Origin of the sequence: Vibrio sp. YQ_11 (assembly GCF_043103065.1) — a bacterium.
GTDB classification, from domain to species: Bacteria; Pseudomonadota; Gammaproteobacteria; order Enterobacterales; family Vibrionaceae; genus Vibrio; species Vibrio parahaemolyticus.
Genome location: NZ_JBICJM010000016.1, coordinates 20,823 through 34,337 on the forward strand (window position 1 = coordinate 20,823; position 13,515 = coordinate 34,337).

Below are 13,515 nucleotides of genomic sequence, written 5' to 3' on the forward strand. Positions count from 1 at the left end.
GCTGAGGTTGAGCGAAGTGGTTATTTTTCTCTTTTAACAAAATTCGCCTTGACCTTGGAGCTAGCTCCAAGGTTTATCCTTAGTGGTAGATGAACAGTCTCAGCCAATAAGGAAAACAAACTATGTGTACAAAACATCAAGGTTGCCAGTCAGGCAAAATCAAAACTGCGGTGCCACTCAGTGCCCATGACTCTTGCTGCGCGCCAACTAAACCGACGCTAAATATTGCTCAAGCGGGTGTTGATACTGTTGAAAGCTCTTGCTGTAGTGGAGGCTGTTGCAGTTCGGACACCGCCGATGAAGAAGGCCCCGCGGAACTGCGAGAATCCTCAGTCCGTAGCAGTTGGCTCGTGTCCGACATGGATTGCCCATCTTGCGCGCAAAAGCTTGAAAAAGCCATCATGTCATTGCAAGGCGTTACGAATGCTAAAGTCCTTTTTGCTACAGAAAAGTTAGTTGTCGATTTTGATGACCATTCCCTAAGTTCGATCATCGAACAAACAGCGCGCCAAACTGGTTTCCCGCTTTCTGCGCTGGATAAACCAAAGCAAAAGAAAGAGAACAAAGGCTGGTTCGGTTTTGTTCAAGACAATCTACAGATTTTATCGATCGCAGGTGCAATGGCATTTGCGGGCCTTGTCGCAAGCATCAACCCTCAACTTAGTAGCTGGATTTTTACTTTAACTTGTTTGCTGGGTTTGTATCCTATTGCCCGTAAGGCAGTCAAACTGGCTCGTGGTGGCACACCATTTGCCATTGAAACACTGATGAGTGTTGCTGCATTAGGTGCGTTGTACTTAGGTGAAACCGCAGAAGCCGCGATGGTGTTATTGCTCTTCCTTATTGGTGAAAAGCTAGAAGCATACGCATCGTCACGAGCTCGAAGTGGCGTTCAGGCCTTAATGGATTTGGTGCCAGAAAACACCACGCTGATCATTGATGGTGTACGCAAAGAAGTGCCAGCGTCTCAGCTTCAACCTGGGGACGTCATTGAAGTGGCACCTGGCGGTCGTTTGCCTGCTGATGGTGTATTGATGACGACGTTAGCCAGCTTTGATGAAAGTGCATTGACCGGTGAATCAGTTCCTGTTGAGCATGAAGAGGGCGGGAAAATCATGGCGGGGGCGGTGGTAGTCGATAAAGTAGTGCAGGTGCAAGTGACCTCCCGCCAAGGTGAAAATGCCATTGACCGCATCCTTCATTTGATTGAAGAAGCTGAATCGCGCAAAGCGCCGTTAGAACGATTCCTCGATAAATTCAGTCGCTGGTACACGCCACTTATGATGCTGGTGTCTCTTGCTGTCATCGTTACGCCACCATTACTGTTCGCTCAACCTTGGGAAACATGGGTGTACCGTGGTTTAGCATTGCTCTTAATCGCTTGTCCTTGTGCCTTGGTTATTTCAACGCCTGCTGCGATTACGTCGGGTCTGGCTGCTGCGGCACGCCGTGGTGCATTGATCAAAGGTGGGGCAGCGCTTGAGTTGCTTGGCAAAGTGGAGTCGGTCGCGTTTGATAAAACAGGTACGTTGACACAAGGTAAACCGCAAGTAACGGACGTGGTGACTTATGATGTAACAGAAGAAACACTACTGAGTTTAACGGCTTCTATCGAGATGGGGTCAAGCCATCCTTTAGCGGTTTCATTAGTGAAGCGGGCTGAAGAACAAGGCGTTTCGATTCCTGAGGCAAGTGATAAAACTGCTCAAGTCGGCTCTGGTGTAACAGGTTTGGTGAACGGTAAATTAGTGCAAGTTATTGCGCCATCAAAAGCGGACTTCCCTGTTTCTTCGAAAGTTGAACAACGTGTTATTGAACTGGAAGAACAAGGCAAAACCGTGGTTATCGTTCGTCACGATTACGAAGTTATTGGCGTGATCGCGTGGCAAGATACTCTTCGTCAAGATGCTCAACAGGCAATCGCCACGTTGAAAATGTTGGGCGTGAGTTCTGTGATGTTGACGGGGGACAACCCACGCAGTGCGGAAGCGATAGCCCATCAAATTGGTTTGGATTACAAAGCGAGCTTGTTGCCTGCCGATAAAGTACGTTATGTGGAACAACTTTCTACTGAGCACACGGTTGCGATGGTTGGTGATGGTATTAACGACGCACCTGCGATGAAAGCGTCTAGCATTGGTATCGCGATGGGCGGAGGTACTGATGTCGCATTAGAAACTGCTGATGCGGCACTAACGCACAACCGCTTGGTTGAATTGCCAGCAATGATTGAATTATCACGTGCGACGCTCAATAACATTCGTCAAAACGTAGCATTGGCGCTTGGCTTAAAAGGCGTGTTCTTAGTCACCAGTTTATTGGGTATCACTGGGCTTTGGGTTGCGGTTTTGGCAGACAGTGGGGCGACTGCGTTAGTGACACTCAATGCGCTACGACTTCTGCGGTTTGAATCTAAACAAGTGCAATAACGCTATTCTCAAAGTTGCTCTATATTTAACCCGAGGCGTTTCTCGTCTCGGGTTTTTATGTTTCTGTGAGCACTATAAGTTTTGTGAATGCAATCTGAGCCGTCGGACTTGTTGTTATGCAACGAAATGATAAATTTGCCCGAATAATGTGATCTAAACCGTTTTAATTTGAAATTGTAGATTTATTACATTTTATCAATGTGATTGTGATCACTCTATGTTGGTGCAAGGTTCGCTACAGTGCTCCTGTACCCAACAACTTACTAATGAGCTTATTGTTTACAAAATAAGCCACAATAAGGAGCGACATATGTCTCAAGCTGTATTCCATTTAGGTGTTACTGAAGCTGATCTTAATGGTGCAACTCTAGCCATCATTCCAGGTGATCCAGCGCGTGTTCAAAAAATCGCAGAACAAATGGAAAACCCTGTATTCCTAGCAAGTCACCGCGAATACACGCTTTACCGCGCAGAACTAGACGGTAAGCCAGTTGTGGTTTGTTCAACAGGTATCGGTGGTCCATCTACCTCTATCGCAGTAGAAGAGTTAGCACAGCTTGGTGTTCGCACATTCCTACGCGTAGGTACGACTGGTGCAATTCAACCACACGTAAACGTAGGCGATATGATCGTGACAACGGGTTCTGTTCGTCTAGATGGTGCAAGCCTACACTTCGCTCCAATGGAATTCCCAGCAGTTGCAGACTTTGATGTTGCAACCGCGATGAAAGCAGCAGTTGAAGAATCTGGTGCAACAGTTCATATGGGTGTGACTGCTTCAAGTGACACTTTCTACCCAGGTCAAGAGCGTTACGACACATTCACTGGTCGTGTTGTGAAGCGTTTCCAAGGCTCTATGAAAGAGTGGCAAGACATGGGCGTGCTGAACTTCGAAATGGAATCAGCAACGCTACTTACCATGTGTGCAAGCTCTGGCCTGAAAGCAGGTTGTGTGGCGGGTGTAATCATCAACCGTACACAAAAAGAGATTCCAGATCATTCAACACTGAAAGAAACGGAAGCTCGCTCAATTAAAGTTGTAGTAGAAGCAGCACGTAAAATGCTTTAAGCGCTCACTTTAGTTGGCATTTAAACAAACAGAAAAACCCAGAGGCTTGCCTCTGGGTTTTTCTATGTGCCTTGTTCAAGGTGCGATTTTCTAGATTCTGAAACGCAAAGTGATTGAAGCTAGGATAGGCACTAAAAACAGGCATTAAAAAAGCAGCTCCAGTGAGCTGCTTTCGTGTTTTAGGGGGGCGACTAAATTTCGTCAGAACCGCCAGCGGCTTCAAACCATTTTGCAAGATGCGTTTTGAGATCTTTCAGCTCTTCAGGGCCGATAAGCGCAAGGCCAAGATCCTCTGCACGAGTAATATCATTGTGACGAAGAGGGCGGAAGCTCACCAGCATAGCGCGTGCTTGTAGACCGCCTAGCAGGTCACGCAAAGATTCCAGTTTGTACAGCGTATCGTCACCATCATCGCGCATGCCTTTCGTTTTACACTCAATGATGTGCAGCTTGTTATTTACAACCGTTGCTACGTCTAGCTCGTTACGTACTTCACTTTCACCCAGCTTACGATAAACCTGAACATTCAAAGAGCGGTCTTGAATCGTTGGCATGGTGTCTTGGATTTGCTTCACAGTGCTGTGAACTAGGGTCTCCAACCATTCGCCGTTAGAGAATCGACGTGCGTCTTCGTTCGCGAAGGTCAAAATGCCATTTTCGTAAGTCGCGATCTGTGCTTCGACAAGATCCGACAGCAGCATGTTGAGTTCACGGTAGCCTTGTTGCTTCTCAGACAGCTCCACATCCAGCTTCTGCTCCTTACGGCAGGTTGTCGCAAGGTAGTTGAGTGTCGCCAAGCCTGGGCCCAATTCAAGCGCATTTGACGCCCAGCGTTCGCCAAGCTCATACAGTTTTTGATCAAGAAGAGGAGGAAGGTCTACGTGGTGGAACTCGCCGCGCGCACCGAAAATGGTTAGGTAGTCGGAGATAGTAATGTGGTCTTCAACTTGCGTATCTTCTTTGCCATCTGGGTAAAGCCAGCAAAGTTTGTCACTGTTTGGTTCAACCACGAAGATAGGCCAGCGATAAGTACGGAAAACCTCGTAAACCGACAACAATCGATGACGAAGGCCACAGCTTGCGTTCAGTTTGACGTCTTCTCCACGGTCGTGAAGATCTTTCGCGAGCTTTTGAATCGATTGTTTAATCAGGGTTGTATTGACAGCCGACGGAATTTCAAAAAATTCAGAAGTAATCTCTCGCTGCTCTAACACGCTACTCAGTCGGTCAAACATATCTACCTGTGTTTTGTCACCAATGAATACGATATGTGTGCTTAAAGTGCGATTATCCAATAGAGGAGTGACCAATCTCACTGGGTCTTGGTCGATAATACCAACATGAACAGCCATAGATTTTCCTTTTTGTGTGGCCGCTCGAAAAGAGAAGTGCAAGGGATGAGCAGGCCATATTACCCATATGTAGACAAGGCCGAGAAAAAACAAGGGCGACTTCATAAAAAGTCGCCCTTATACAGCTGGTTGCATCAACTATTGCATAAAAATTTACAATTTAAAGCGATGGACTAATTCATTTTGCTGATGAGCAAGCTGAGTGAGAGATTCACTCGTATGAGTGATGCTCGACATCGCGTGGTAACTTTCATCCGCAATATTGTTGATGTCTTCAATGTTGCGCGCAATATCTGCTGAGGTTTCGCTTTGCTCTGCTGCCGCTTGAGAAATGTGCGTACTCATTTGGCTGATTTCGATAATGAGTGCTTGGATCTCTTCCATTGAACTGTTCGCTTTCGAGGCTTGCTCAACCGACATTTCCATATCACTCATGCAGCTTTGAATCACTTGGTTGGCTGACTGAGAGCTCGATTGCAGATTGCTGATCATCGATTCGATTTCTGTGGTGGATTGTGTGGTTTTCGATGCCAGCACACGTACCTCATCGGCTACCACGGCAAATCCGCGTCCTTGTTCTCCTGCACGTGCCGCTTCAATCGCGGCATTGAGAGCCAACAAGTTGGTTTGCTCAGCAATGTTGCGGATGACATCCAAAATTGAGCCAATTTGACCACTCATCTTTTGCAGTTCAGAAACGGCAGACACAGACTCGTGAAGGCGCGTTTCTAGCTGATTGATGGTCGAAATGTTGCTACTCATGACATTTCGGCCTTCTTCGGATGCAGACTCAACACGTTGAACCATTTCCAAAGAGCCTTGAGCGCTTTGCGCAACTTCTTGAACCGAGTGAGACATCTCGGTCATAGCCGTTGCCACGTTGGCGGTCTGCTCACGTTGTGCATTCAGCTTAGATTGCGCTTGAGAAGACGTTCGTTCGTTGGTCGTCGCGGTCGAGGCTAAGTTTTCTGATGCTTCATTTAGCTTCACTAGAATGTCGTGCAAGCTGTCCGCTAACGTGTTGATATGGCCACTAACGCGGCTGAACTCGTTGTTAAAGCGAATATCAATACGTTGCGTCATATCGCCTTTAGTCAGGCTCTCTAGCGCATTGAGAATACGTGTTAATGGCTCACGCACACTTTGCGCGATGTGATAGCCGATAGCCGCAGCAAACAAAACCACAACTACACCAATCACAATCGCTTTCGTCACGCCAGCAGAGTAAATGTCACCGGCATCATCAAGAGATTCGTTTAGTTTGTCTGTTGCTGTCGTTGTGAATTGCTCAAGGATAGCCATCGTAGAATCGACTTTGTTAGCTAAGTTCGCAATGTTGTCGTACAGAGCTGCTCGAGCGTTGAGGTAGTTGTTGTGTTGGTCTAGCACACCGCCACGCATACCTACGTCACGGGTAAATTGTTCTACGGATTCGCCAAAAGCTTTTTCTAACTCAGGAAGCTGAGTGACCAACCCACGGAATGCGTAGTTCAAGTGCGTTACTGCTTTACGGTTTTTCGTTACCGCTTGCGTAACAAACTCAGGATTGGAGCTGGCCAGCGCATCAGAGGTGATCACTTCGGCATCTTTGAGTTTGATGAAGTAGCTTTTCGCCATAACCTTCACTGAAATACTCGATTGGTCTGCAACGTATTCTTTCAGGCCAACAGAAAGTTCAGTGTTGAGTTTTTGAAAGCGGCGCGATGACTTCTGCACTTCTTCTTGTGCTGAAAACATTGCTTCATAGTTGTCCATTGCTTCGAGCGCTTCGGTAAAGTAGCTTTGCTCTAGCGTCTTCAGTTGAGAAAAAGGTTCGGCAAGAGAAGGGTAGATCTGGCTTGCTGATTCGAGCTGCGCCAAAGTGGATTCAAAACGTTGTTGAGATCTCGCAAACTCCTGACGCATTTCTTCCATGCGCTGTTTATTCTCAGTGGTTAGAAAATCTTTAAAAGACTTGTCGGCAGAAAGCAGTTCCACACTGGTTTGGTTAGATAACGATACAAGGGGCAACGATGATTTAGAGACGGTTTCAAATTTACCGTGAATATCGTGCATTCCCCCCATCATAATGGCAATTGTGACAGCAAACAGGATGATGATCAGCGCAAAGCCCGCATACATCCTTTTAATAACTGAACCTCGCATAAGTGAGCTTCCTCTCCCAAAAATAGACAACATAAATAAGAATTGTCTTAAAAAAGTAACAAAATTCATTGGATTGTATTGAGTTCGTGACGCACGTTTTATGACGCATACGACAAAAAAAGCTTCGTTTATTAGCATTAGATTGATAATGTTAAGTGAACACTGTTTTTTATTGAGCTCAGCTTTGGGTTGGAGCATACTAAATGGGTTACACACCTTTATAAAATGGAGTCCCCATGGCGGAAGAAACTATCTTTAGTAAAATTATTCGTAAGGAAATCCCAGCAGACATTCTTTACCAAGATGATTTAGTGACCGCGTTTCGCGATATTAACCCTCGCGCGCCAAGCCACATTCTTATCATCCCGAACAAGTTGATTCCGACAACGAACGACGTGGAAGCAGAAGACGAAGCAATGATGGGACGCCTATTCACTGTGGCGAAGAAGCTTGCGAAAGAAGAAGGTATTGCTGAAGACGGTTACCGTTTGATCCTTAATTGCAACCCTCATGGTGGCCAAGAGGTTTACCATATCCACATGCACCTACTAGGCGGTCGTCCTTTAGGTCCAATGGTATTGAGCTAAGCTAATTTGAAAAGGGTGGTGCCTATGCCACCCTATTTATATTCTTTTCTGAGCACACATTTGCGGAGATAAATGTGAAATTAGGTGTGAAGCTGTTTGGACTGATTAGCTGGGTCTTGATGGCGTCTGGCTGCGCTAATTTGTCTGCGGGCAATTTGTTTAGCCACTACAGCGACCAGAATCAAGAAGTTTATCAGGCAGTTGTTGCTGGCAATTATGCCAACGCTGAGCAACTCCAATCGAGCGACGTCGGTGGCGAGATCCTTGGCAATTTCGAAAAGGGTCGTATTTCATTCCTTGCGAAAGATTATCCAACCAGCCTCAAAGCTCTCGAAGAGAGCGACCGCGCGGTACGTGTTCAACAAGACCGAGCAACCATTTCTGTTTCTGAAACAGCGACGAGCGTAGGTTCACTTGCTGTAAACGACAATCTTAACGAATACCAACCTGCAGACTACGAACTCGGCTTTTTGCATTTATACCTTGGTCTGAACTATCTACAAAAAAATGATTTAGAAGGCGCACTCGTCGAAGTTCGTCGTGCTAACCAAGTTCAGGAAGCGGCTCGAAAAGCGCGTGAAAAAGAGCTGAAGTCGGCAGAAAAAGATCTTAAAAACCAAGGTATGTCAGCCAACTTAGGCAGCGTGCTCGCGAGTTATCCAGACGCAGGGAAAAAACTCAGCGCGGTGCAAAACGGTTATCTCTTCTATCTTTCTGGTTTGTTGTACGAAGCGTCACGTGATCTTAACAGCGCTTATGTGGATTACCGTCGCGCTTTGGCTGTGATGCCAGATAACAAACAGGTTATTGAAAGCACGATGTACGCCGCGAAAAAGCTCGGTATGCGTGAAGACTTACGTCTGCTTGAAAAACGCTATGGCAAGGCACCGACAGGGTTAAATAAGTCACAAGGACGCGTCATTGTGATTGACGAGCAAGGTGTGGTTGAGGCTTTGCAAGGTTGGCGTATTGATTTACCTATTTTTGACAGTCGCGGCAATGGCGCAATCTACTCATTGGCACTACCTTATTATCCAAAACGTGGGGCACCACGCTTTAGTGATGTGGCTTTGAATGGAAAAACGCTGCCTTCTAGTACGTTGGCTGACGTTAATGCCATGGCTCAGAATGATTTGAATGAACGCTTAACGACAATAGTGATTCGCCAAGCCATTCGCGTTTGGGCGAAAGACCGAATCAGAAAAGAAGCAGCGAAAAAAGGCGATGACGTGGGCAATATTCTTTTCAACGTTTGGAATACATTAACAGAACAACCAGATACTCGAAGCTGGCAAACGCTGCCAGCGCAAGTGAAGACAGCCTCACAAATTGTGAAGCCGGGTACACAGCAGCTAAATTTAGGCGATCAAGTCTATCAATTTGACGTACCAGCGCAGCAAACCACACTGGTGTGGGTTTCTCGTCAGGGAGCGCATTCGACGGTATGGCATAAACAATTAGGGAGATTGTAATGAGAGCATGGCTTATTGGCTTAGCAGTCATTATCGGTTTGGCAGGTTGTGCGGACAACACTGCTGGGATCCGAGTTGATGGCCAAACACAAAACGTATTTTTTAACGATAACGTATTGGGCAGCCGACTGTTGGTTGACAACATCACCACGACTTACGTCGATGATCGACCACGTGGTGTGGTGCAGTTAAGCAGTAACTACAAAGGTGACCAGCACATTCTTTATCGCTTCTACTGGTACGACAACAATGGTTTGGAAGTGAACACCAAACCGGGGCCTTGGCGCAAAATGATCGTGCGTGGATTTGAATCTGTGACGCTTTCGGAGGTCACGGTCAATCCAAATGGCACACATTTCCGTGTTCAAATTAGAGAAGCACAAGACGATTAATCTTAACGGCTTTGCCGTAGCTGCCGCGCCAACATGCGCTGGTATTGATATAACTAAGGAACTCTCATGAAAAAAAGTATTATTGCTCTTTTAGGTCTAGCCGTTATTTTGGGTGGTTGTTCTAACAAAGTCTCTTACGGTGATTCACAAGCGACTGAAACCACAACCATCGATTTCGGTTCGACGGACCTACAAAAAATTGCTGGCGAGATGGTAGACAGCATGATGATGTCAGGTTCAGTAGCAGCAATTACTCGTGACCAACGTCCAATCGTGTTTGTTGAGCGAATCAAGAACAAAACCAGTGAGCACATCGACACTGAATCGATCACTGATACCATCTCAACTAAAATGCTGAACTCAGGCAAATTCCGCTTTGTTGATATGGACCGCGTAGAATCGGTTCGTGAACAACTTAACTTCCAAAATACGGACGAGCTTGTTAACCAAAGTACAGCAATTCAGTTTGGTAAAATGGTCGGTGCGCAATACATGCTTTACGGTAACCTTTCTAGCATCGTGAAAAATGCAGGTAGCGATAAAGATGTATACTACAAAATGACAATGCGTTTGATGGATTTGGAAACAGGCCTAATCGAATGGGCTGATGAAACAGAAATCCGCAAAGAGCAATCTAAGAGCCTATTTGGCCTTTAATTGACCATAATGGAGAAGTCATCAATGGCGTGGTTTTCTTGGCAACAAGCAAAACAGTTAGATCCGAGCTTAAATGCGTTAGATGGCTTCTTTTCAGAACCACCGGTGAAGGTGCAAACCGTCACCGGCGGGCTCACCAACCGCTGTTGGCGGTTGGAATCTTCTCAAGGCCTTGCTTATGTCTGGCGACCGACCAGCAACGTATGCAAGGCTTTTTCTATCTCTCGTCATAACGAGTATCAAGTTCTTCATGCGATCGAGCCGCTAAATCTCGGGCCAAAGCCGATCTTCGTTCATGAGCAAGGGTTATTAGTGGAGTGGATCGATGGGATCACGCTGACAAAAGATGGTATCGAGTTGGAAGAACTCTTACCCATCGCGGCGACCATTCATCAATACCATTCGAGCTCCATACCTGTTGTGCCATTTTCTTACATCTCACGAATTGATCATTATTGGTTGGAGTTAGAAGGAAAGTACGTCGGTTCGGAATTTGAAACCCTATACAAACACTGGCGTTCTGAACCTAGTGTTGAACAAATTCCGTTAGCGCTGTGTCACTTTGATTTGGGGTGTTACAACCTAGTTAGGGGAGATCAGGGCGTGAAAGTCATTGATTGGGAGTACGCAAGCCTTGCAGACCCAAGATTGGATTTAACGCTCATTTTGCAAATTACCGATTCGCCAATAGAAGAGTCGGTTGAACGCTATTGCCAGATTCGAAATATTGAAAATACCTCAGTTTGGCTTGAAGGAGTAAAAGCGTGGCAACCCCGCACTTTAGTGATGGCAATGCTTTGGTACTTGCTTGCTTATAAATTATGGGGAGATGAACAATACTTAAACAGTGCGCAAGAGTTTAAAGACTTATTGTGTTTAGAAGATCACTGTTTTGAGAACTCGTGACGTTTTCCCCTTTATCAGTAAGGAAATAGTGGTAGTTTTAAAAAAAGTACCAGATTTTACAGGGAGAGGTACACATGATTATTTACTTGCACGGCTTTGATAGTACAAGCCCAGGTAACCACGAAAAAGTTCTTCAACTACAGTTCATCGATGACGATGTCCGTTTCATTAATTACAGCACGCTTCATCCTAAACATGACATGCAGCACCTGCTAAAAGAAGTGTCGAAGGTTATCGATCAGTCTGATGATCCTAATCCACTTATCTGTGGGGTTGGCCTTGGTGGGTATTGGTCTGAGCGTATTGGTTTCTTGTGTGGTATTAAGCAAGTGATGTTCAATCCGAACTTACATCCAGAAAACACCATGGCTGGTCGCATCGATCGCCCAGAAGAATACGAAGATATTGCAACGAAGTGTGTAGATCAGTTCAGAGCTAAAAACCAAGGGCGCTGTTTAGTGATTTTGTCGAAAGAAGATGAAATTCATGACAATACAAAAACGGCTTCTGAGTTAGAAAAGCACTACGACATCATCTGGGATGAATCGCAGTCACATAAGTTCAAGAAAATCTCTCAGCATCTTCAAGCGATGAAAGAGTTCAAAAATACCTAGTATGCAAAACTCATTGTTTACGATTTAAACAGCACTGCTTGCAGTGCTGTTTTTCTATCTGTCCAATTTCGCTTTTTGCTGGATTATTCCAGCTCACATTTTCAGCCGTTTAAAGGCAAGAATATTGTGTTCTTTCTATGGTTTTCTTACTGATGAACTATGTGGCACGAATACCTTGTTGTAGAGTAGTCGAAAAGTAGTCAATCCGCATCCAGAGTAAGGATTTTGGTTGCCTTCAAAGGATGGCTCTATATAATGAACCAGACTAAAATAATTTGATAAATATCAAAAAAAATTGAGAGCGAGTGAGAAACTTGCCCACTTTTGTCTGGAATCGTATGTTTCAGGCGATGTAAATGATGCCCAACGAACAAACAGTAATAACAACGAAAAACATAGGCATCCGTTTTAATCCAAACAAGCTGAGACACCTCTAAGAACCAAGAATTCATCGGTTGGATGTTTTACTGCAGATTTGCTGTGAGTGAGACATCGGGCTGAACCCCATATATTCATTTTTGTAGAGGAAAATCATTGTGACACGCATTATCGTTGTAGGCGGCGGTGCTGGTGGTCTTGAGTTGGCGACTAAGCTTGGCCGTACTCTTGGTCGTAAGAACCGTGCGCAAATTACGCTAGTAGACCGTAAAGCGAGCCACTTGTGGAAACCACTGTTGCATGAAGTTGCAACGGGTTCTTTGGACGAAGGTGTTGACGCTTTGAGCTACCGTGCTCATGCGAAAAACCATAGCTTCGATTTCCAAATGGGTAGCCTTCAAGACATCGACCGTGAACGTAAAGTGATCATTTTAAGTGAGCTGAAAGACGAGCACGGTGAACTTCTTATGCCAAGCCGCGAGCTAGAATACGATCTTCTAGTGATGGCGATTGGTTCAACATCGAACGATTTCAACACTCCAGGCGTTCGCGAGAACTGTATTTTCCTAGATAGCCCAGAACAAGCGCACCGTTTCCGTACAGAAATGAACAATGAGTTCCTAAAGCTGCATGCGAAAAACGGTAACGGTACAGTGGATATCGCGATCGTTGGTGCTGGCGCAACGGGCGTTGAGCTATCGGCTGAGCTGCACAATGCCGTGAAAGAACTTCGCACTTACGGATTTGGTGATCTAGATTCAAGCAAGCTGAATGTTAACCTGATTGAAGCGGGCGAGCGCATTCTTCCTGCATTGCCACCACGTATTTCGTCTGCGGCGCATCAAGAGCTTGTTAAGCTGGGTGTAAACGTTCGTACAGCAACGATGGTGACTAAGGCGGAGAAAGACGGCCTAACTACCAAAGATGGCGAAAAGATTCCTGCGCAAATCATGGTTTGGGCTGCGGGTATCAAAGCACCTGATTTCATCAAAGACATTGCAGGTCTAGAAACAAACCGTATTAACCAATTGGTTGTGAAAGGAACACTGCAAACAACGCGTGATGACGATATTTTTGTTATCGGCGACTTGGCGCAATGCACACAACCAGACGGCTCATTTGTGCCACCTCGTGCGCAAGCTGCGCACCAAATGGCTAGCCAAGCGTTCAGCAACATTGTGGCGAAGCTAAATGGTCGTGAGTTGAAAAACTATGTGTACAAAGACCATGGTTCTTTAGTGTCTCTAAGCCGCTTCTCTACAGTAGGTAGCTTGATGGGTAACTTAACCAAAGGTTCGATGATGGTTGAAGGCCGTATTGCACGTGTTGTTTATATCTCACTATACCGCATGCACTTGATGGCACTTCACGGTGTGTTCAAAACAGGCTTGATGATGCTGGTTGGCCGCATTAACCGTGTATTGCGGCCAAACCTTAAGCTTCACTAATATCGGCGATTCAGCCAGTTTAAGTGTTGAAACTATAGAATAGAAAAAGCCACCGCAAGTCGGTGG

Annotated in this window: 11 protein-coding genes; 9 read left to right on the plus strand and 2 right to left on the minus strand. The window is 45.7% G+C overall.

What is annotated here, in order from left to right:
• Nucleotides 1-122: 122 nt before the first annotated feature.
• Complete coding sequence (locus ACF8EG_RS10885; protein ID WP_015296453.1) at nucleotides 123-2,429, plus strand: zinc/cadmium/mercury/lead-transporting ATPase; 2,307 nt, start codon at nucleotides 123-125, stop codon at nucleotides 2,427-2,429.
• A 310-nt stretch (nucleotides 2,430-2,739) separates the two neighbouring features.
• Nucleotides 2,740-3,498: a uridine phosphorylase gene (udp, locus tag ACF8EG_RS10890; protein WP_005461152.1), complete on the plus strand. Its 759-nt coding sequence runs from the start codon at nucleotides 2,740-2,742 to the stop codon at nucleotides 3,496-3,498.
• Nucleotides 3,499-3,689: 191 nt separating this feature from the next.
• Here udp and ACF8EG_RS10895 read toward each other — a convergent pair whose 3' ends face one another.
• Nucleotides 3,690-4,850 carry a DUF1887 family protein gene (locus tag ACF8EG_RS10895; protein ID WP_005461150.1) on the minus strand — a complete coding sequence of 387 codons (1,161 nt, stop codon included), beginning with the start codon at nucleotides 4,848-4,850 and terminating at the stop codon, nucleotides 3,690-3,692.
• 153 nt (nucleotides 4,851-5,003) lie between these two features.
• The gene (locus ACF8EG_RS10900) at nucleotides 5,004-6,995 is read right to left on the minus strand and encodes a methyl-accepting chemotaxis protein (RefSeq protein ID WP_005481899.1); all 1,992 of its coding nucleotides are present in this window, start codon (nucleotides 6,993-6,995) and stop codon (nucleotides 5,004-5,006) included.
• Between the two features lie 236 nt (nucleotides 6,996-7,231).
• On the opposite strand from ACF8EG_RS10900, the gene hinT reads away from it, so the two are divergent.
• From hinT to ACF8EG_RS10935, 7 genes are all read left to right on the plus strand, one after another.
• Nucleotides 7,232-7,582 carry a purine nucleoside phosphoramidase gene (gene hinT / locus ACF8EG_RS10905; RefSeq protein ID WP_005461572.1) on the plus strand — a complete coding sequence of 117 codons (351 nt, stop codon included), beginning with the start codon at nucleotides 7,232-7,234 and terminating at the stop codon, nucleotides 7,580-7,582.
• 74 nt (nucleotides 7,583-7,656) lie between these two features.
• Nucleotides 7,657-9,054: a COG3014 family protein gene (locus tag ACF8EG_RS10910; RefSeq protein WP_025509310.1), complete on the plus strand. Its 1,398-nt coding sequence runs from the start codon at nucleotides 7,657-7,659 to the stop codon at nucleotides 9,052-9,054.
• Complete coding sequence (locus ACF8EG_RS10915) at nucleotides 9,054-9,446, plus strand: YcfL family protein (protein WP_005456243.1); 393 nt, start codon at nucleotides 9,054-9,056, stop codon at nucleotides 9,444-9,446. The genes ACF8EG_RS10910 and ACF8EG_RS10915 overlap by 1 nt, the downstream gene beginning before the upstream one ends.
• Nucleotides 9,447-9,512: 66 nt before the next feature.
• Nucleotides 9,513-10,103 carry a penicillin-binding protein activator LpoB gene (gene lpoB / locus ACF8EG_RS10920; RefSeq protein WP_005456187.1) on the plus strand — a complete coding sequence of 197 codons (591 nt, stop codon included), beginning with the start codon at nucleotides 9,513-9,515 and terminating at the stop codon, nucleotides 10,101-10,103.
• A 24-nt stretch (nucleotides 10,104-10,127) separates the two neighbouring features.
• Nucleotides 10,128-11,009, plus strand: a complete 882-nt coding sequence (gene thiK, locus ACF8EG_RS10925) for a thiamine kinase (protein ID WP_021449349.1) — start codon at nucleotides 10,128-10,130, stop codon at nucleotides 11,007-11,009.
• A gap of 74 nt (nucleotides 11,010-11,083) precedes the next feature.
• Nucleotides 11,084-11,623 carry an alpha/beta hydrolase YcfP gene (gene ycfP, locus ACF8EG_RS10930; protein WP_005456278.1) on the plus strand — a complete coding sequence of 180 codons (540 nt, stop codon included), beginning with the start codon at nucleotides 11,084-11,086 and terminating at the stop codon, nucleotides 11,621-11,623.
• A 536-nt stretch (nucleotides 11,624-12,159) separates the two neighbouring features.
• A complete protein-coding gene (locus ACF8EG_RS10935) occupies nucleotides 12,160-13,449 on the plus strand; it encodes an NAD(P)/FAD-dependent oxidoreductase (RefSeq protein ID WP_005456272.1) in 1,290 nt (429 codons plus the stop codon).
• Nucleotides 13,450-13,515: the final 66 nt, after the last annotated feature.

What these genes read in the sequence shown, in the direction of transcription:
- ACF8EG_RS10885 (WP_015296453.1), top strand. Translation starts at nt 123, where the DNA reads ATGTGTACAAAACATCAAGGTTGCCAGTCAGGCAAAATCAAAACTGCG.
- udp (WP_005461152.1), top strand. Translation starts at nt 2,740, where the DNA reads ATGTCTCAAGCTGTATTCCATTTAGGTGTTACTGAAGCTGATCTTAAT.
- ACF8EG_RS10895 (WP_005461150.1), bottom strand. Translation starts at nt 4,850, where the DNA reads ATGGCTGTTCATGTTGGTATTATCGACCAAGACCCAGTGAGATTGGTC.
- ACF8EG_RS10900 (WP_005481899.1), bottom strand. Translation starts at nt 6,995, where the DNA reads ATGCGAGGTTCAGTTATTAAAAGGATGTATGCGGGCTTTGCGCTGATC.
- hinT (WP_005461572.1), top strand. Translation starts at nt 7,232, where the DNA reads ATGGCGGAAGAAACTATCTTTAGTAAAATTATTCGTAAGGAAATCCCA.
- ACF8EG_RS10915 (WP_005456243.1), top strand. Translation starts at nt 9,054, where the DNA reads ATGAGAGCATGGCTTATTGGCTTAGCAGTCATTATCGGTTTGGCAGGT.
- lpoB (WP_005456187.1), top strand. Translation starts at nt 9,513, where the DNA reads ATGAAAAAAAGTATTATTGCTCTTTTAGGTCTAGCCGTTATTTTGGGT.
- thiK (WP_021449349.1), top strand. Translation starts at nt 10,128, where the DNA reads ATGGCGTGGTTTTCTTGGCAACAAGCAAAACAGTTAGATCCGAGCTTA.
- ycfP (WP_005456278.1), top strand. Translation starts at nt 11,084, where the DNA reads ATGATTATTTACTTGCACGGCTTTGATAGTACAAGCCCAGGTAACCAC.